Source organism: Bacillus sp. JJ1773, from assembly GCF_036962035.1.
In the GTDB taxonomy this organism is placed as follows: domain Bacteria; phylum Bacillota; class Bacilli; order Bacillales; family Cytobacillaceae; genus Cytobacillus.
In genome coordinates, this window is record NZ_JBALNX010000029.1 from 1 (window position 1) to 19,336 (window position 19,336).

The window sequence follows — 19,336 nt, forward strand, 5'->3', positions numbered from 1 at the left end:
ATTGAAATCAGATATTGGCATACATTTTGCATTAGTAATTTAGAAGTTTCCTAAAAATAATATACATCTTGTAAAATACATATCTTTAAAAAATTTAAAAGGAGAGTATTAACATGAGTCAAATAACTCGTAAAGATGTTCCAGAAGCGGAAACTTGGAACCTTGCTGATATTTTCAGTTCTGATGAGGAATGGGAGCGTTCCTACTCAACACTTGATAAAGACTTTGATGAAATACTAAAAGAATCTATTTCTTTAAATGAAGCAAAAGAAACAGTTGAATTAATAAAAAGGTATGAGCAATTACTAGGTGAATTAGATCGTACTTCATGTTATGCAATGTATAAATACTCGGAAGATGAATCAGATTCTTTAAATCAAAAGATGATGGGGCGTTCGCAAATCCTTGTTGGTAAAGGGAATAATGTCACAATGAAAGTTGTGAATGCTTTATTACATATTCCGAAAGAGGAGCTCGATCAATATATTATTGAAGAAGTAGAACTGCTATCATTTAATCGATTTTTAGAAAGGATCGAGGAAAAGCGGAAACATTCTTTGACACCAGAAATGGAAGAAGCATTAGCTTCCCTATCTCAATCATTAAACACACCAGAATCCTTATTTCTTACTGTAACTTCTTCAGATATAAAATTTGCCCCAGCCACTGACCGAAATGGGAAAGAGGTTCCTGTTTCCATTCATATGTACTTTACTCAAATAGAAACATCTCCAGACACTATTTTACGAAGAAATGCCTATCAATCGTTATCAGATGGATTAAAGAAATATCAGCATGGTCTGGCAAAAACATTATCCGCCGAAATAAATAAAAATGTAGCGTTGGCTAAGTTAAGAGGGTTCTCATCGGCAATAGATATGCTGCTTCAATATTCATCGCCTGGAACCCAAATTTACTCCGCTGATGGAATTTCATCCGATTTTTTTGAAAGTATATTAGATACTTTTCGTACTGAACTTTCACCGCATATGCAAAGATATGCTAAATTGAGAAAACGTCAACTCGGATTAGATCAATTACTGTTTTCCGATGTAAAGGCACCGTTAGATCCTGATTTTGACCAGCCAATTAGTTATCAGGAGGCCGGGGAAATCATTACTGCAGCAGTTGGTGTACTAGGACCAGAATATCAGGAGCATATCCAGCGTGTATTCACAGAAAGATGGGTATACAGAGGTGACAATGTTGGCCGAAGAATGATTGCGTTTGGAGGCGGAGTCCATGGTGTTCATGGCTATTCCTTCTATCCTTGGGGCGGAAATCTATTCGATCTGATGCTTTTAAGCCATGAGCTAGGGCATACGATGCATTATTCGCTATCTGCAGAAAATCAACACTTTATTAACAATGCCCAATCATTATTATTCGCTGAAGCACCTTCAACCTTGCATGAACATCTTGTTGTTGACTATTTGCGGGAAAATAGAGACGATCCGAGATTACATCGGTGGTTAAATATGTATTTAATGATGAGCTACCATCATAATTGTGTTACACATGTTCTTGAAGCTGAGCTGTTGCGCAGACTTTATAAAATTGCGGAAAGTAGTGTACCGTTAACAACTTCAATTATTAGTGAAACGAAAGGAAAGATACTGTCTGAATTTTGGGGAGATACGGTAGAGATTGATGAGGGAGCAAAATTGACTTGGATGAGGCAGCCTCATTATTATATGGGACTTTATCCATTCACATATTCTGTTGGAATATCGGCATCCAGCATTATTGCACAGCGAATAAAGACAGAAGGTCAAAGTGTTGGTGAACAATGGACAGAGGTTGTCAAAAAAGGCGGCAGTATGAATGGACTTGATCTATATAAAATGGCGGGACTTGATATGTCAACTACAGAGAACCTGAAGCTTGCTATTGCAAATATAGCCAGAATAGTTGATGAGTTGGAACAAAGCTTTTAAGGGATCCTAGCCAATCCTTCAATATCATGCAATAGGAGGCCAATATGGAACTCATAATAACAAATGTAAAAATGCTGTATTGCGAAGAATTAGGGATAGTATGCTCACTATCCCCTTTTTTTGATTAGCTAATTTTTATATTTGAACTTTCATTAACTTTGTTTGCATAAAGTCTTTCCCACAGCTCATACATTTTTCTTCTGCCTTTATCAATTTCCGGGTTGAATTGAATAGCTGCTTGTTCGCGGACTTTATGGACGTTTTGCACGGCTTGGTCCAGTTTATCATCAATGGCTGAACCGCCTTTACCAGCATGTTTAGCAATAGAAAAACCAGCGATTGTTCCTTGGGCCATGGCGATTTTTCCGCTTTCAATTCCGGTAATATTCCCAGCAACATAAAGACCTTCAAGCGGAGTTTCCAACGTTTCTGAATGATGGGGAATATGGCCACCAAGCTCAGGAATGTAATGGAATGGGCAGCCGGCAACAGCAGTAAGCTCTGCAAGTGGATATAAACCGCCAGCAATACAGACGAAATCAGCATCATATATAGTTTCCGTGCCAGGGATGATGTTTCCATACTCATCAGTATCAGCTACTCGAACCCCTTCTACTTGTTCGGTTCCGATAATTTCTAAAGCAGCTTTTCGAAGGAGCAGCGGTGTCCCATTTACTTTTACCCCATTTTTAGGGAAAAATTTCATCCCCATTTTACGGAACCAATCATTTTTCATGAAACGACTACCCATTCGTAGTAGAGGGGATGGAGCAAGATGTGCTGCATTTAGCAGTGATTTCATAACCTCTTCTGGTTCGCCTGCTTTCCCGCTCAATGGGCCTTTTTCTGGAAGTATGATTCGATCTACACGAATGCCGGCTAATTGTAATTCATTTAAAATGGCAAAGGCTAAAATATTAGCTCCAATAATGATCCCTTTCTTACCTACTTGGACACGATGAACGTTTGTCATGACTTGAGCTGCGCCAATCGACATAACGCCAGGAAGAGTCCAGCCTGGGAGAGGAATTGGGAACTCTGCAGCCCCAGTGGCCACTAGTACATTAGGAGCTGTCAAAGTACCAATGCTCGTATGTACATTCCATAATTCATCGTTCTTTTCCAGGTTGTAGACAGACACTCCGCATCGAATGTCGACTGCTAATTTTTTCGCTTCTTGATGAAGTCTCTCTGATTCCTTTATGCCGTTCCACCATTCGCCAGACGGTTCTTGGTGAAGCTGGCCTAATAATCTGCCTCCGGGTTTTACAAATTCATCAATTACGGTTACCTTCAGACCTGAAGAAGCACTTGCAATGGCTCCAGCTAATCCAGCAGGCCCCGCTCCAATAATAATGACATCCATCATTGCTGCTCCACCATCTTTCTAACAATATTAGGAAGATGCTTTCCGCTTTCAACGACCATGTCTTTTTCGACAACTGTTAGACATGCTCTTACGTTTGCTTGATGATTAACTGTGACTCGGCATTCCATACAGTGGCCAATATTACAGTAAAATCCCCGAGGTGTCCCGCAATCCTCATGAACCCGCAGTTTTCGAATTCCGTTTGCTAAAAGTGCAGCGGCAATCGTTTCATTTTCAAATGCTTCAATCGTTTTCCCATCAAATGTAAAGGGGATGGATTTTCTATCTTCTAATTTCCCTAAAATAGGGTGGTCTATAATTCTAGTCATTATTTTCACCTACTGTTCCAAATGTTACTGGGCGAATCGGCGGCTGGTATTTTAATGGGATATCACCTTGAGAAATATTAGGAATGACATCTTCAATGATTCTATCTAAAGGAATTCTGCATGTGCGACCGCCGCAAAAACCCATACCTGCTCTTGTTCGCAATTTTAATTCCCTAGCTGTGCATTGATGTTCCTCTGCCGTGGAACGCAGATCGCCATAGGTAACTTCTTCACAGCGGCAGATTACAATGGCCTCTTTGTTGTTCATTTGGAAACCTCCTCTATTTTCTAACTATGAAAAATACTATGCAAAAATCGTACCAATTTTAGAGGAAGGCATTAACTAAGGCCGAGACGTTTTAGTCTATTATATAAGGTAGCTCTCGTGATACCGAGCCTTTTGGCACATTCAAGTTTATTTCCGTTTGCAATAAGAAGTGCTTTTTCTAGCACTCCTTTCTCATGCTGATCCATTTCCTCTTGCAGAGGCAGGATGGTATTGTCCATTTCAAAGGAATCACTTTGTTCAGTCATTGTATCTATATGGTTATCAATTGGATGAGAATGAAAAGGCAAATATTCCTTTTTAATTGACCCATCTGTCGCAAAGACAACGAGACGTTCAACAACATTCCGAAGCTCACGAATATTCCCTGGCCAATCATAACGCAGCATTTCCTGCAAAACCTCTTGTGAGAACTGATGAATCGGTCTCTGATATAGAATCGAAAAATCGTTTAAAAAATAATGAGTGAGTTCAATAATATCTTCCCGTCTTTCTCTTAAAGGGGGGATCTGCAAACTAACGACATTTAACCGGTAATACAAATCTTCGCGAAATTGCCCTTCGTTCATTAAATCTATTAAATTCCTATTTGTAGCTGCAATTACACGAAAATCCGTTTCAATTTCTTTTTCCCCACCAACTCGGTAAAATTTCCTCTCCTGCAGGACTCGGAGCAGTTTAACCTGCATTTCAAGCGGCAATTCGCCAATTTCATCCAGGAACAGTGTGCCGCCTTTTGCTAATTCAATTTTGCCTTTCTTTCCTTTTTGATCAGCACCAGAGAAAGCTCCGCGTTCATATCCAAAAAATTCACTTTCAAATAATGAAGCAGGAATAGCGCCACAATTTATCGAAATAAATGGTGAATCAGCTCCTTCGCTCGCTTCATGAATGGCTTTAGCAAACACTTCTTTGCCGACTCCGCTTTCTCCCAGTATCAAAACAGTTGATTTAACTGAGCACACCTTTTTTGCCATTTGGACTGTTCGCTTAAGCGCAGTGCTGTTCCCTTTAATTAAACTAAACGGGTCAACAGAGTGTTTATATTTCGCAACCTCCTGTTCCAAACGATGAACTTCTGTTGACATATTGAATAGTTTCTCGTTAAGGACAACCTGATTTGTTACATCTGTCTCCGACACAACTGCGCCAATGATTTGATCATTGAAATATACCGGATTTGAGTTAATCAGGACGAATAAATCCGATCGGGGCTGGTGATGCTGACGGGAAATTCTTTTTCCCCTATGTAACGACTGCAGAATTTCAAGATCCTTATGCTCGAAGAAATTAGTAATGGGCTGTCCCAAAATTTCCCTTTCTTTCACTGAAAAGATTTTTTCGGCCCCTTCAGTCCATGTGCATACACGCTCTTGATCATCTATTACCGTGACAGAGGCATCCATTGTTCTAGTAACAGTTTCATAGAAAGCTTTTAGTTGATTATAAGAATTATTGAGGAAATAAATAATTTCGGCCGCTGTTATATAGCCAATTGGCTGTTTATCAGAATCTAAAACAACGACTGTTGATACTTGAGAATCGGCTGGTACTAAAGCTTCAAATGAATCATTGATACTGACTGCCGTGCTTCGGGCTTCATCAACAAAATACTCACCAGCTCTTTCAAAAATATTTTTGCCAACTAATAATTTAATTAAATTATTTTCGATCATTTTTTTTATCGGCGGTAATGAAAACACAATTTCCCCTCCAAACGTGTAAAAAAATATACACACTGTAAAAGATATTATACAGTAGTTTATCAAATTTTTTTGAAATTCTAAATATGTTGATACTGAATTTTATAAAAATAAGCATGAATTGTCGATTTTGTTACAAACGGCTTTTTGGCACGTTACTTGCATTAGAAAATGAAAGGCAACTTAGCGAAGGGAGATTGAGTATGTGAAACATTGTGATGTGTTAGTGATTGGCGGCGGAATTATGGGCTGCTCCATTGCCTATTATACTTCTAAATCTGGAAAAGACGTAACGATCCTTGAAAAAGGAGAATTTGTCAGTGGAACATCATCAAGATGTGACGGGAACATCCTTGCCATTGATAAAGATCCGGGTTTTGACAGTCAAATGTCGTTAGTCAGCCAGAAATTAGTTGATGAGTTAAGCAGAGAATTAGAGCATAAATTTGAATATCGTGCACCAGGAAGTATTCTTGTTTGCGAGTCTGAGGAGGAAATGGAGGCAGCACAGAAATGGGTTAACCGTCAAAAAGAGGCTGGTCTGCCATTCCGTATGCTTGACCGTCAGGATATTCGCCAGGAATCCAAGTTTTTTGCAGACGATTTATTAGGCGGTTTAGAATGTGCGACTGATTCCACCGTTAATCCTTATATGCTTGCTTTCTCTCTATTAGACGCAGCAAAGAAATTAGGGGCAAAAGCTTATAAGCAAACAGAAGTGAAATCAATGAAAAAAGAAGTAAATGGGACCTTTACTGTTGAAACAACAAATGGAGTGTTTACAGCTAATCATGTTGTGAATGCAGCAGGGATATGGGCTCCAAAGTTGGGAGAAATGCTTGATCTTCGTATTCCAATTGAGCCAAGAAAAGGTCATATTATTGTTGCGTCAAGACAGGAGCATGTAGGTTCCAGAAAGGTCATGGAGTTTGGATATTTAATTTCTAAATTTGGCGGACAGCGCCGGGTTGACCCGATAACAGAGAAATATGGGGTGGCACTTGTCTTTGAACCAACCGAGAGCCAAAACTTCCTTATTGGCAGCAGCAGGGAGTTCGTCGGATTCAATTTAAAAGTAAATAATGAAATTCTTAAATGCATTGCCAATCGTGCGATCCGCTTTTATCCGAAAATGGCGGATATGATGGTGATCCGTTCCTATGCGGGCTTGCGGCCATGGACAGAGGACCATTTGCCAATCGTTTCTAAAGTGGAGCATATTCCAAACTATTACATAGCGGCTGGTCATGAGGGAGATGGAATTAGCCTTTCAGCTGTTACAGGAAAAGTCATTGAAGAGCTGATTAATAATAAGGAAACATGTATTCCTGTTGAGCCGCTAAGTTATAACCGGTTTACCTCTATTCAGCATTCATCTCCTGTTCTTTAAGTGGGAGATAAATGCAAAAAAGATAACTATTTCAACAGGGTTTATTCCCTTGCTGAATAAAGTTAAGCCTCCGGCGGATGCCTCAGATTTTTATCGGGCGATGCCCGATAAAAATCTGGGCGCAAATCTGCCAAAGCAGATTTGATAGAAAGGGTGTTGACCATTTGAAGGCAAATAGAGTCTTTACAACGATCGATACACATACAGGAGGGAATCCAACGAGGACATTGATTAGCGGTCTTCCAGAACTTAAGGGAGAAACGATGTCTGAAAAAATGCTCCACATGAAAAGAGAGTATGATTGGATTCGCAAATTACTAATGAATGAACCAAGGGGCCATGATGTCATGTCGGGAGCGTTATTAACAGATCCATGTCATCCTGATGCAGATTTTGGTGTGATTTATATAGAAACGGGCGGTTATTTGCCAATGTGCGGGCATGACACAATCGGTGTTTGTACAGCATTAATTGAGTCGGGATTAATTCCTGTTCAGGAGCCTGTTACTTCGATCAATCTAGATACTCCTGCTGGGCTAGTGGAGGTTGACATCAAGGTTGAAAACGGCAAGGCAAAGGAAGTGTCTTTCTGTAATATCCCCGCATTTCTGCTTAAAAGTGTTTCTGTAGATGTTGAGGGCATCGGCCAAGTGAATGCGGATATCGCCTATGGAGGTAACTTCTATGCCATTATTGATGCAAAATCAGTTGGATTAGAGCTAGTGCCAGAAAATGCATCAAAAATCATTGAAAAAGCGATCAAAATTAGAAATACGATTAACGAAGAAACTGAAATTATTCATCCAGAACATCCATTCATTAGAGGATTAACCCATGTTGAGTTTTTCACTGAACCTACGCATGAAGAGGCAGATGTGAAAAATACAGTCATTGTTCCTCCAGGAGGAATTGACCGCTCTCCATGCGGAACCGGTACATCGGCTAAACTAGCGGTGCTTTATTCTAAACAAGAAATTGGCATTGATGAAGAATTTGTCCATGAAAGTATTGTTGGTTCACTGTTCCGTGGATGTGTTCTAGAGACTACAGAAGTCAATGGAGTATCCGCGGTAGTGACGAGAATTGCGGGATCAGCTTGGTTAATGGGCATGCATAAATTCTTTTATAACGAAGATGATCCGCTTAAAGAAGGATTTCTCCTCATTCCCCCAATGGAGGAACATGAAATGGAGGACGTGAAATGAAAATTCAAAAGGCTTATACAGCAACAGATGTTCACGTAGCCGGTGAAGCTTTTCGCATTATCAAAGATGTGCCATTTATTCATTATGAAAGCTTGGATCAACTAGATGAACAGTTTTTTCATGCATATGCCGATGAAATCAAGCTTTTATTAAATGAGCCCCGCGGATTTGCCGGCTTAAATGGCTGTCTTGTGCTTCCACCATTTAACAGGGAAGCAGATGCTGCAGTTGTCTTTTTTAATCACGAACAAACAGTGCCATTGCATCATGCTGGGGCAGTAGCGGTGATTACTGCTTTATTGGAATGCGGACATTTATCACCAAAGGAATCAAATGAGTACACATTAGAAACTGTTAGCGGTGCCATTAAGGTTAACGCAGTAATGAAGGATGACGAGGTTGTTTCCGTTAAGCTAGAAACGAAGCCTAGTCAAGTTGTTCAAACGAATGTTCCATTGAACCATAACGAATTACAAACTGAGTACGCCCTTGTACAGGCAGATCAATTATATGCCATTTTTAATAATAAAGATGTCCAGTTCCAACTTCATTTGGATGATCTTGCTGATGTACAAAGCTGGGGACAGGCAGTAAATGAAGCATTTACATCTAACGAATCGATTCAGAGGATCGTTTTATTGGATGATTCTGCAATAGAAACAGGACGAATCAAGACGGTTACCTTCCGCAGAGATAACTTTATCGTCCGTTCACCAGGCTTTGGGACGACTGCAGCCTGTTATGCAAGTCTGCTTTCTAGTGAAGGAGTTTCTAAGGAACAGCCGCTTGAAAATGAAAGTATTTTTAATAGCTTGCTTACTTCCCAATTAGCAGATCAAAGTGACAGCGGATTTGCGTTTACATTTACAAGCCGCGGTTTCGTCACAGGTATGCAAACCTATCTGCTAGACCCAACGGATCCATTAGCAGCAGGATTTTTATTAAAATAGCATTCTTATTAAAAGGTGTTGCTTGGTAGATTGGCTGATAAATAGCCGGATTTGGCTGATAAATAGCCGAAATTGGCTGACAAACTGCTCAAATTGGCTACAAATAGCCCAAATTGGCTGACAAACCTAAATTTAGCTTTTGAAATGATTCAGACTCACTTAAAAAGTGCTATTTTACCGCATTTTTTAACGTTTGAGCATATGCATTTTAACATATAAAGGAGGAAATTGAATATGACAACAATTAGAGGAGCTTATCCAGTATTAATTACACCAATGACAGAGGCACAGGAAATTGATTGGGGCGGAGTAAAAAATAATGTGAACTACTTCCTTGACCAAGGTGTTTCAGGTCTTGTTATTAACGGAAGTACTGGAGAATTTGTAAGCTTGTCAAAAGAAGAGAAGTTTCAAATGGTAGAAACAGTATTAAAAGAGGTAAACGGCCGTATTCCAGTTATCGTCGGAACAGCTGCTGAAACAACAAAAGAAACAATCGAATATACGAAGCAGGCAGAGGCACATGGGGCTGCCAGTGCCTTAATCATTAATCCTTATTATATGAAGCCAAAAGAAAATGAAATTTATCACCATTTTAAAGAAGTCTCAAATACTGTCAATATTCCTATCATGCTTTATAACAATCCATTCACTTCTGGTGTGAATATGAGCACAGAATTAATGCTGCAAATCGGAAGAGAATGCGAAAACGTTACACATATTAAAGAATCAAGTGGAGAAATTGGCAAAGTAAGAGACCTTGCTAGACAAGGAAAAGGCGATTTCGAAGTGTTCTGCGGAGCAGAGGAACTTGTTATGGAATCTTATTTTGTTGGCGCAACAGGCTGGATTTCAGTTGCTGGTAATATCGTACCTAAGCTAGTAACCGACATGTTCAACCATTTCCAAAATGGAGAAATTGAAAAAGCATGGGCCATTAATGATCGTATTCTTCCACTTTGCTCATTCTTAGAAGGCTCAGGTAAATATGTACAAATCGTTAAGAGAGCTATGGACCTGCAAGGATTGGCTGGCGGACCTGCACGTTATCCACGTTTAGGCTTATCACAAGAGGAAGAGCAAAAGCTAAAAGAACTTCTTGCTAGTTTAGAAACTATCAAAAACTAAGTTTAATGGAGGAGAGAGAACATGCAAGCGACAAATTATACGTTGAAACCGAAAGTACAGGAATTTTTAGATGGTGTAAAAGGTCTTTATATCAACGGTGAATATGTTCCAGCGAACAGTGGTAAAACATTTACTGTCGTCAATCCAGCTAACGAAGAAGTCATTGCGGAAGTAAGCGAAGCACAAGAGGATGATATTGCTGTTGCGGTAGCTGCTGCCAGAAAGGCATTTGATGAAGGTGAATGGACAAAAATGGATGCGGCCGAGCGTTCCCATCTAATCTATAAATTTGCGGATCTATTAGAAGAGAACCGCGAAGAGCTAGCACAGCTAGAATCATTGGATAATGGAAAACCATACAAAGTCGCGCTTTCGGATGATGTAGACGGAACTATCCAGCACTTCCGATATTACGCTGGCTGGGCAACGAAGGTTTTTGGGAAGACAACTAATATTTCGAAGGATTATGTCACCTATACTCTTCATGAGCCAGTTGGTGTTGTAGGCCAAATTATTCCTTGGAACTTCCCTCTTGCCATGGCAGCATGGAAGCTTGGATCGGCACTTGCTGTCGGCTGTACAGTTGTCATTAAGCCGGCAAGCGAAACACCGCTATCCCTACTTTATATTGGAAAGCTGTTTAAAGAAGCTGGTTTTCCAGACGGTGTTGTGAATATCGTGCCAGGATCGGGCAGAATTGCTGGAGAAGCGATTATCACGCATAAGGATGTCGATAAAGTCGCATTCACTGGTTCAACAGCTGTTGGAAAAGAAGTTATGAAAAAAGCTGCTGAGCAAATAAAGGGTGTAACACTAGAGCTTGGCGGGAAATCACCAGCCATTATTTTAGAGGATGCTAATCTAGAAGAAGCAATAGAAGGTGCATTTAATGGAACGATGTACAATCATGGGCAAAACTGTAGTGCTTGCACACGTGTATTTGTACATCGAAGTCAATATGATCATGTCGTAGAAGCTTTAGCAGAGCGCGCAAACGCACTAAAAGTTGGTCCTGGCATGGATCCTGAAACAGATATGGGACCACTCGTTTCAGCAAAACAGCAGCAAACTGTTCTTAATTATATCGAGCAAGGGAAAAAAGAAGGGGCACGCCTTGTAGCAGGCGGAGAAAAAGCATTTGATAAAGGCTATTTTGTGCAACCAACCATCTTTGCAGATGTAGAAGATCATATGGTCATTGCCCGTGAAGAAATCTTCGGTCCTGTCATGTCCATCTTCGTTTTTGACACGATTGATGAAGTTATTAAACGTGCGAACGATAGTGATTACGGCTTAGCTGCAAGTGTTTGGACAGAGAATATCAAGAAAGCTCACTACATTGCAGGCAAGCTGCAATCAGGTACTGTCTGGATTAATGACTTTGGTCTTGAATGGGAAACAATGCCATTCGGCGGATACAAACAATCAGGAATCGGCCGTGAAATGGGTGGAGAGTACGGCTTGCAAAATTATACAGAAGTGAAAAGTGTTTTTGTTAATATCAAGCAGTAAGATGCACGCGGACACTTCAAAATCTTATTTAAAAAGGAACGGGCAGCTTTATTTGAAAGCTGCCTGTTTTCTTACTGATAAAGGAAAACCAGACAGTGCTAATTAGGAGCTGTTTGGTTTTTTTTTGAATAAGTGGAATAGGCAAATTTATTCAAATGATTTTTTACACTGTCTAAAAATATTTTACAAATGTGTATAAAAAAGTAGACAAGCAGAAAACAATTGCTATTCAAAGTAGTGGGAGAAATATTTATTTTCGGAATTTTACCTAAAGTTGTCGAGATTGGTATAAAAATTGCATATTAAAAAGTAAATCCAAATCACTCGCCAGAGATTCTACATAAAAAATGGAGGTGTAATCAAATGTGGAAATACGTTTTCGGAAGAATTGGCTATATGATTATTACTTTTTTTGTTATTTCAACCTTTACCTTTTTTCTCATGCAAACCTTGCCAGGCTCGCCATTTAATGATGAAAGACTATCCGAGTCACAAAAGGAAAGACTTTATGAGCGGTATGGATTGGATGAGCCTGTACCTATTCAATATGTAAAGTACATGACGAATATTGCAAAAGGGGATTTTGGAGTTTCATTCCAATATGATGGCCGGGCCGTTACTGATATTATCGGGGAGAGAATTGGCGCTTCTGCCGTCTTAGGAGCACAATCAATCCTCGTTGGGTGTATTATTGGCCTACTCCTTGGGATAATTGCTGCGGTTAAACATAATACCGCAATTGATTATATGGCAATGGTGATCGCTGTAATCGGATTATCTGTTCCCAATTTTGTTTTTGCAGGTCTATTGCAATATTGGGTAGGAGTTCGTTTACAATGGCTCCCAGTTGCTTTTTGGGAAGGATTTGAGTATTCGATCCTGCCTACCATTTCATTATCCGTCTTTGTGATTGCAACTATTGCAAGGTTCATGAGAACAGAAATGCTTGAAGTATTAGGACAAGACTTTATCATGACCGCTAAAGCAAAAGGGCTAAATCACTTTTCCATTATCTTGAAGCATGGACTTAGAAATGCTGCAATTCCCATTGTTACCATACTAGGACCACTGACTGTCAATCTCATGACAGGGACATTAGTTATTGAAAAAATATTTAGTGTCCCTGGCCTTGGTGAACAATTTGTTAAATCTATTATGACGAATGACTTTTCGGTCATAATGGGTGTGACTTTGTTCTATAGTGTCCTGTTTATTGGTGTCGTGCTAATCGTTGATATTTTATACGGGTTGATTGATCCGAGGATCCGGTTATCTGGGGGGACGAAATGATGATGATTAATAATAAGGAAGTCATAATCACAGACGAGATGTTCCAGCCAGCTGTTTCCGAGCAGAGTCCAGAGGCTATTACCCGTCCAGCCATGACATATTGGAATGAGGTTTGGAGGCGCTTTCGAAAAAATAAAGCGGCTTTTACAGGACTAATTCTCATTACGATTATTCTTGGTTTAGCTATTTTTGGTCCGTATGCGAATGAGCATGGATATGATGAACAAAATCTGACTAGGGCAAATTTGCCTCCAAAAGTTCCTGGGTTAGAGCATGTCTCATGGTTAGGCTTTAATGGGGTCGATATTCAAGGAGTGAACCGCTATGAAACAGGCGGTATAACGGAATACTTCTGGTTTGGCACAGATAATTTAGGAAGAGATTTATGGACAAGAGTTTGGGAAGGAACACGGATTTCCTTATACATTGCCTTTTTGGCAGCTACCATTGACTTAATTTTCGGTGTTGCCTATGGAGGAATTTCCGCTTACTACGGCGGACGAATTGATAATATTATGCAAAGAATTGTTGAAATTTTAGTAGGGATTCCGAGCTTAATCGTCGTTATTTTACTGATTCTCGTTTTACAGCCAGGAATCGTTTCCATTACGTTAGCGATGGTTATTACAGGATGGGTTGGCATGGCGAGAATTGTACGCGGGCAAATTTTGAAGCTAAAGGAGCAGGAATATGTTTTAGCTTCAAGAACGCTTGGTGCACGAGATAGACGCTTAATTTGGAAGCATTTAATTCCGAATTCAATGGGTCCGATTATTATTACAACGATGTTCACAATTCCAACGGCTATTTTTACTGAGGCTTTTTTAAGCTTTATCGGATTAGGGCTGCAGCCTCCAACCGCTTCACTTGGAACACTGATAAATGATGGATATAAATTAATGCGAATTTATCCGCATATGCTCGCTTTTTCTTCCATTATTATCAGCATGATCATGATTAGCTTCAATTTGATCGGGGATGGTCTTCGAGATGCCTTAGACCCTAAAATGCGCAAATAGGAGGATGTGAACGTGGAAAAAATACTCGATGTTAAAAACTTACAAGTATCCTTTGATACGTATGCTGGGGAAGTAAAGGCTGTGCGCGGGGTTTCCTTTCATCTTAATAAGGGAGAGACGCTCGCTATTGTTGGGGAGTCAGGCTCTGGAAAATCAGTTACCTCAAAAAGCCTAATGAAGTTAATTCCGAATCCGCCAGGAAGAATTTCAGGAGGAGAAATTATTTTTGAAGGAAATGACTTAGTTGAATTTTCAGAAAAGAAAATGCAGAATATTCGTGGTTCAGAAATAGCAATGATTTTCCAAGATCCGATGACATCCCTTAACCCGACAATGACAGTTGGGAAGCAAATTATGGAGAGTATTGTGAAGCACCAAAAGCTTTCTAAGAAAGATGCGAAGGAAAAAGCGATTGAACTGTTAAGTATGGTCGGAATCCCACAGCCGGAAAAACGATTGGCATCATACCCGCATCAATTCTCTGGCGGAATGAGACAAAGGGTTGTCATTGCAATGGCTATTTCCTGCAATCCAAAAATATTAATTGCGGATGAACCGACAACAGCTCTTGATGTTACCATTCAGGCGCAGATTCTTGAGCTATTAAAGGATTTACAGAAAAAATTAAATATGTCCATAATTTTTATTACCCATGATTTAGGGGTTGTTGCCAATATTGCCGACCGTGTGGCAGTTATGTATGCTGGAAAAATCATTGAAATCGGAACAGTGGAGGAGATTTTTTATAGTCCTCAGCATCCTTATACATGGGGTCTCTTAGGAGCTATGCCGAATTTGAATGAAAGAGCAGAGGAGCTTACGACCATTCCTGGTACACCACCGAATCTTATTCATCTGCCTGTTGGCGATGCATTTGCTAATCGGAATAAATATGCGATGAATATTGATTTTCAGTTTGAGCCTCCAATGTTTAAGGTATCGGATACACATTATGCAGCCACATGGCTTCTTCATGAAAAATCGCCAAAGATCATGCCGCCTGAAGTTCTTAAAAAGCATAGAGAAGAAGATCCGAAAGAAAAACAAAAGGAACGATTAGCTAAGCAGAAAGAAAAAAAGGAAAAACTTCTTGAAATCCAAAACTTAAAGCAATATTTTTCATCAGGTTCCAATGTAGTTAAAGCAGTGGATGGGATTAGTTTTGATATTTTTAAAGGAGAAACATTCGGACTTGTAGGAGAATCTGGCTGTGGAAAATCTACAACAGGCCGCACAATTATTGGACTATATGAAGCATCTGACGGAAAAATTCTATACAACAATGAAAATATTAATAAGAAAAAGTCCTTTAGTGAGGCACAGAAATTAAATCGAAAAATTCAAATGATCTTCCAAGACCCATATTCATCATTGAATCCAAGACAGACAGTTGCGGATATTATTGCAGAAGGTCTAGATATTCATGGCCTTTCTTCTAGTAAAAAAACAAGGATGGAAAAAGTTTATGAATTACTAGAAACGGTTGGTCTAAACCGGGAGCATGCGAACCGGTATCCGCATGAATTCAGCGGAGGACAGCGGCAAAGAATTGGGATAGCAAGGGCGCTAGCAGTAGAGCCAGAATTTATTATTGCCGATGAGCCTATTTCTGCCCTTGATGTTTCCATTCAGGCTCAAGTCGTGAATTTAATGAAAAAGCTGCAGAAAGACAAAGGGCTGACTTATCTATTTATTGCCCATGATCTTTCTATGGTGAAATATATTAGCGACCGAATTGGAGTTATGTATAAAGGAAGACTAGTAGAATTAGCGGAAAGTGATGAGCTATACGATAATCCATTACATCCATACACGAAATCACTTCTATCAGCCATCCCTTTACCTGATCCTGCAACAGAGAAAACACGTACGAGAATTAAATTTGATTCTAGCTTTGCTTGGAATGGTGAAGGAGAGGAGCCAATACTTAGAGAAGTAAAGTCAGGTCATTGGCTGGCATGTACAGAACAGGAATATGAGGAATACAAGAATCAAAACACTGATGTCGTCTAAGCGAAAAAAGGAAGTGTCAGGGGGAAAGCAATGAAAAAATCAATTTACATCATTTTGATATCACTGTGTATTTCATTCATTGCAACCTCTTTTGCAAATGGGGATAAATGGATTGACTTTATCAACTTTCTGTTTTTTATCTCTATCACACTGCTTATGTTAGGTGGAATTTTAATAGTACTTAAGGGCGGGATGTTTGATGGAATCATTTATAGCTTTCGGCGTTTTTATAGACGAACATCTAAGCTTGAGAATTATATCTCAGAGCAAACTGGAGAGTTACAAAACACTCCTAAGAATAGTTTAAGTGGTTTATCGGTTCATCCAATTCTTATTTCTGGTACTGCCTTATTTTTATTTTCACTTTTTGCTGCGTATTTATGATGAAATAATAAATTTCAACGGGAGGAAATACAAATGAAACGACTAGAAAAATTGAGAGAATTGTTCGATGGCTTTGGAATTGATGCATTGCTGATTACGAATGATCAAAACCGCAGATATCTAACAGGTTTTACTGGAACGGCCGGGTTAGTATTGATTACGAAGGAAGAAGCATTGCTATTAGTAGATTTTCGCTATGTAAGACAAGCAAACGAGCAGGCCAAAGATTTTTCCATCGTTCAAGTAAGCACAAAAGCAGAATTGCTCTCTGAAGTTGTTCGACAAACAGAGCGATTAAATATTTCGAAGCTTGGATTCGAACAAACTCACATGAGCTTTTATTCTTATTCCGAGTATCAAGCCCAATTAAAAGCAGAAATGGTTCCACTAACAGGAGCGATTGAAAAGCTTCGGATGATTAAGGATGAAGAGGAAATAAGCATTATTAGAGAAGCAGCAGAAATAGCGGATGCTGCATTTACACATATTCTCGAGTTTATTAAACCAGGAATCAAGGAAATAGAAGTTTCCAATGAATTAGAGGCATATATGAGAAAACTTGGGGCAACTTCCTCCGCTTTTGATACGATAGTTGCGTCAGGGTACCGTGGTGCTTTTCCTCACGGTGTGGCAAGTTCAAAAATGATTGAAAAAGGCGATATGGTAACACTAGACTTTGGTGCTTACTATAAGGGCTATCGTTCTGATATCACGAGAACGATTGCGGTTGGCGAACCGAAGGAAGAATTAAAAGAAATTTATCATATTGTACTAGAGTCGCTTTCAACAGCCTTAGCCGGCATAAAGCCAGGGATGACTGGAAAAGCAGCAGATGCTTTATCAAGAGATTTTATTACCGAAAAAGGCTATGGCAAGCAATATGGCCACGGCTCAGGTCATGGTATTGGATTAGATATTCATGAAGAGCCGTTCAAAAATACAAAGTGTGAGATTGTGATTGAGCCTAATATGGTCCTCACGGTTGAACCGGGTATTTATATTCCAGAACTTGGAGGAGTCCGTATTGAAGATGATATTCTTATCACCCAGGCCGGAATTGAAATTATCACGAAATCTCCAAAAGAATTAATTATTTTATAGCAGCAATGCAAAAAACATATAAAAAAGGGGCAATTCCAATGAAAATCAAAAGTACTATCATCCTTGCTTTCATGCTTCTATTAAGTTCCTTTTTAACAGGTTGTTATGGAGGAGAAAGTAAGCAAACAACTACAACTTCAGAAGGAGATAGCAGCAAGGAAGAAGTTCAAGCAGTAAGTGAGCAAGTCCTCAACCTCGTTGAAGGCGGAGAACTGCCAACCCTTGATACTCTAGGACTATTCGATGCACTATCAAGCAGAACCATGAATAATATTTTTGAAGGACTTTACAGACTTGACGAATCTCATGCACCTGTACCAGGTATGGCAGAAAGCTATGAGCTAAGTGAGGATGGAAAAGTTTATACATTCAAAATCCGTTCAGATGCAAAATGGAGCAATGGAACATCTGTAACGGCAAAGGATTTCGAATTTGCATGGAAGAAGGCAATCAATCCTGACACTCTATCAACCTATTCTTACCTTTTCAATGATATTAAAAATGCTACAGCAATCCAGGATTCCGAAAATAGCTTATTTGGAAAGGTAGATGAATTAGGCGTTAAAGTAATAGATGACCAAACATTGCAAATTGAACTAGATCATCCAGTACCTTACTTTTTAAGCTTAGTTACTTATCCAGTATTTTTCCCGCAAAATAATGAATTTGTGGAATCTCAAGGGGATCAATATGCCCTAGAAGCAGCGAACCTTATTTATAACGGTCCTTTCGTATTAGATTCTTGGGAGCATGAGGTTGGCTGGACGTATAAGAAAAATTCAAACTATTGGGATGCTGCGACAGTTAAGCTAGAAACCATCAATGTCAAAGTTGTTAAAGAAGCAGCAACAAGGGTTAATCTGTATGACACAGGAAAACTTGATTTAACTGAGATCGCGTCTGAATTTATTGGCCAATATGCAAATACACCAGAATTCCATACATTGCTAAAGCCAGAAGTATTCTTTATCCGCATGAATCAACAGAATAAATACTTGGCTAATGTAAATATCCGTAAGGCCATTGATATGGGGTGGGATAAGAAAGCTGCTGCAGAAAGCCTGTTAAATAACGGCTCTGTGCCCGCTTATTATTTAGTTCCTAAAGAATTTGCATTTGATGAAAGCGGGAACGACTTCCGTACAAAATACGCTGGCTTTAATAATGAAGGAATCGAGAAAGCAAAGGAATATTGGGAAAAAGGGTTAGAAGAGCTAGGTGTTAATAGCATCGAGTTAGAATTTCTAAGCTACGACAGCGAGGAAAGAAAACGCGTCAGCGAATATTTCAAAAATCAGTTAGAGACCAATTTGCCTGGCTTAACTATTAAAATCAATCAGCAGCCTAATAAGCAAAAGCTAGCCTTAGAATCAAGCCTGCAATATGATCTTACTTATTCTGGCTGGGGTCCGGATTTCCAAGACCCAATTACGTTTATGGATCTTTATCTATCTGATGGCCCATATAACTGGTCAAATTACGGGAACGAGAAATTCGATAGTCTCATAACAGAAGCAAAAACAAATCCAACTGATGTTCAAAAAAGATGGGAGAATATGCAGGAAGCTGAAAGAATCCTAATCGAAGAGGATGCAGCCATTTCTCCGATGTACCAATCTGGTCTTGCTCAGTTGAAAAAGCCATACGTTAAAGGATATGTAGCTCACCCATTCGGAGTATTTGCTTCTTATAAGTGGACCTATATTGAAGGAAAATAATT

General features: G+C 39.4%; 16 protein-coding genes. 12 read left to right on the forward strand and 4 right to left on the reverse strand.

Annotated features, from left to right (window positions below; translation table 11 throughout):
• The first annotated feature begins 113 nt into the window (after positions 1-113).
• The gene (locus V7127_RS07585; protein WP_335484576.1) at positions 114-1,937 is read left to right on the forward strand and encodes a M3 family metallopeptidase; all 1,824 of its coding nucleotides are present in this window, start codon (positions 114-116) and stop codon (positions 1,935-1,937) included.
• Positions 1,938-2,061: 124 nt separating this feature from the next.
• Here the strand turns inward: V7127_RS07585 and V7127_RS07590 are convergent, their stop codons facing one another.
• The 4 genes from V7127_RS07590 to V7127_RS07605 form a co-directional block, all read right to left on the reverse strand.
• Positions 2,062-3,306, reverse strand: coding sequence for an NAD(P)/FAD-dependent oxidoreductase (locus V7127_RS07590; protein WP_335484578.1), 1,245 nt, complete (start codon positions 3,304-3,306; stop codon positions 2,062-2,064).
• Positions 3,303-3,635, reverse strand: a complete 333-nt coding sequence (locus tag V7127_RS07595; protein WP_335484580.1) for a (2Fe-2S)-binding protein — start codon at positions 3,633-3,635, stop codon at positions 3,303-3,305. Before V7127_RS07595 ends, V7127_RS07590 begins: the two co-directional genes overlap by 4 nt.
• A complete protein-coding gene (locus V7127_RS07600; protein WP_066291766.1) occupies positions 3,628-3,903 on the reverse strand; it encodes a (2Fe-2S)-binding protein in 276 nt (91 codons plus the stop codon). Before V7127_RS07600 ends, V7127_RS07595 begins: the two co-directional genes overlap by 8 nt.
• Before the next feature lie 71 nt (positions 3,904-3,974).
• Positions 3,975-5,627 carry a sigma-54 interaction domain-containing protein gene (locus V7127_RS07605; protein ID WP_335484672.1) on the reverse strand — a complete coding sequence of 551 codons (1,653 nt, stop codon included), beginning with the start codon at positions 5,625-5,627 and terminating at the stop codon, positions 3,975-3,977.
• Positions 5,628-5,829: 202 nt separating this feature from the next.
• Here V7127_RS07605 and V7127_RS07610 point away from each other — a divergent pair, with 202 nt between their 5' ends.
• From V7127_RS07610 to V7127_RS07660, 11 genes are all read left to right on the forward strand, one after another.
• A complete protein-coding gene (locus V7127_RS07610; protein ID WP_335484582.1) occupies positions 5,830-7,014 on the forward strand; it encodes an NAD(P)/FAD-dependent oxidoreductase in 1,185 nt (394 codons plus the stop codon).
• Between the two features lie 164 nt (positions 7,015-7,178).
• A complete protein-coding gene (locus tag V7127_RS07615; protein WP_335484584.1) occupies positions 7,179-8,219 on the forward strand; it encodes a proline racemase family protein in 1,041 nt (346 codons plus the stop codon).
• A complete protein-coding gene (locus tag V7127_RS07620) occupies positions 8,216-9,169 on the forward strand; it encodes a proline racemase family protein (protein WP_335344835.1) in 954 nt (317 codons plus the stop codon). The genes V7127_RS07615 and V7127_RS07620 overlap by 4 nt, the downstream gene beginning before the upstream one ends.
• A gap of 234 nt (positions 9,170-9,403) precedes the next feature.
• Positions 9,404-10,297, forward strand: a complete 894-nt coding sequence (dapA, locus tag V7127_RS07625) for a 4-hydroxy-tetrahydrodipicolinate synthase (protein ID WP_335344834.1) — start codon at positions 9,404-9,406, stop codon at positions 10,295-10,297.
• A gap of 21 nt (positions 10,298-10,318) precedes the next feature.
• Positions 10,319-11,809 carry an aldehyde dehydrogenase family protein gene (locus tag V7127_RS07630; RefSeq protein WP_335344833.1) on the forward strand — a complete coding sequence of 497 codons (1,491 nt, stop codon included), beginning with the start codon at positions 10,319-10,321 and terminating at the stop codon, positions 11,807-11,809.
• A gap of 363 nt (positions 11,810-12,172) precedes the next feature.
• Positions 12,173-13,099, forward strand: a complete 927-nt coding sequence (gene opp3b / locus V7127_RS07635; protein ID WP_335344832.1) for an oligopeptide ABC transporter permease — start codon at positions 12,173-12,175, stop codon at positions 13,097-13,099.
• 2 nt (positions 13,100-13,101) lie between these two features.
• On the forward strand, positions 13,102-14,118 hold the full coding sequence (opp3C, locus tag V7127_RS07640; protein ID WP_335344840.1) for an oligopeptide ABC transporter permease: 1,017 nt from the start codon (positions 13,102-13,104) through the stop codon (positions 14,116-14,118).
• A gap of 12 nt (positions 14,119-14,130) precedes the next feature.
• Positions 14,131-16,131 (forward strand): ABC transporter ATP-binding protein, encoded by a 2,001-nt coding sequence (locus V7127_RS07645; RefSeq protein ID WP_335484587.1) that lies wholly within the window; start codon positions 14,131-14,133, stop codon positions 16,129-16,131.
• Positions 16,132-16,161: 30 nt separating this feature from the next.
• Complete coding sequence (locus tag V7127_RS07650) at positions 16,162-16,515, forward strand: DUF3899 domain-containing protein (RefSeq protein WP_335344777.1); 354 nt, start codon at positions 16,162-16,164, stop codon at positions 16,513-16,515.
• A 33-nt stretch (positions 16,516-16,548) separates the two neighbouring features.
• Positions 16,549-17,616: a M24 family metallopeptidase gene (locus tag V7127_RS07655; protein ID WP_335484589.1), complete on the forward strand. Its 1,068-nt coding sequence runs from the start codon at positions 16,549-16,551 to the stop codon at positions 17,614-17,616.
• Between the two features lie 38 nt (positions 17,617-17,654).
• Complete coding sequence (locus V7127_RS07660) at positions 17,655-19,334, forward strand: peptide ABC transporter substrate-binding protein (protein WP_335484591.1); 1,680 nt, start codon at positions 17,655-17,657, stop codon at positions 19,332-19,334.
• Positions 19,335-19,336: the final 2 nt, after the last annotated feature.

Excerpts from the sequence above, each read along its gene's own strand:
- V7127_RS07630 (WP_335344833.1), top strand. The coding sequence starts at position 10,319 with ATGCAAGCGACAAATTATACGTTGAAACCGAAAGTACAGGAATTTTTA.
- V7127_RS07585 (WP_335484576.1), top strand. The coding sequence starts at position 114 with ATGAGTCAAATAACTCGTAAAGATGTTCCAGAAGCGGAAACTTGGAAC.
- dapA (WP_335344834.1), top strand. The coding sequence starts at position 9,404 with ATGACAACAATTAGAGGAGCTTATCCAGTATTAATTACACCAATGACA.
- V7127_RS07595 (WP_335484580.1), bottom strand. The coding sequence starts at position 3,635 with ATGACTAGAATTATAGACCACCCTATTTTAGGGAAATTAGAAGATAGA.
- V7127_RS07590 (WP_335484578.1), bottom strand. The coding sequence starts at position 3,306 with ATGATGGATGTCATTATTATTGGAGCGGGGCCTGCTGGATTAGCTGGA.
- V7127_RS07600 (WP_066291766.1), bottom strand. The coding sequence starts at position 3,903 with ATGAACAACAAAGAGGCCATTGTAATCTGCCGCTGTGAAGAAGTTACC.
- V7127_RS07655 (WP_335484589.1), top strand. The coding sequence starts at position 16,549 with ATGAAACGACTAGAAAAATTGAGAGAATTGTTCGATGGCTTTGGAATT.
- V7127_RS07620 (WP_335344835.1), top strand. The coding sequence starts at position 8,216 with ATGAAAATTCAAAAGGCTTATACAGCAACAGATGTTCACGTAGCCGGT.
- V7127_RS07650 (WP_335344777.1), top strand. The coding sequence starts at position 16,162 with ATGAAAAAATCAATTTACATCATTTTGATATCACTGTGTATTTCATTC.
- opp3C (WP_335344840.1), top strand. The coding sequence starts at position 13,102 with ATGATTAATAATAAGGAAGTCATAATCACAGACGAGATGTTCCAGCCA.
- opp3b (WP_335344832.1), top strand. The coding sequence starts at position 12,173 with ATGTGGAAATACGTTTTCGGAAGAATTGGCTATATGATTATTACTTTT.
- V7127_RS07660 (WP_335484591.1), top strand. The coding sequence starts at position 17,655 with ATGAAAATCAAAAGTACTATCATCCTTGCTTTCATGCTTCTATTAAGT.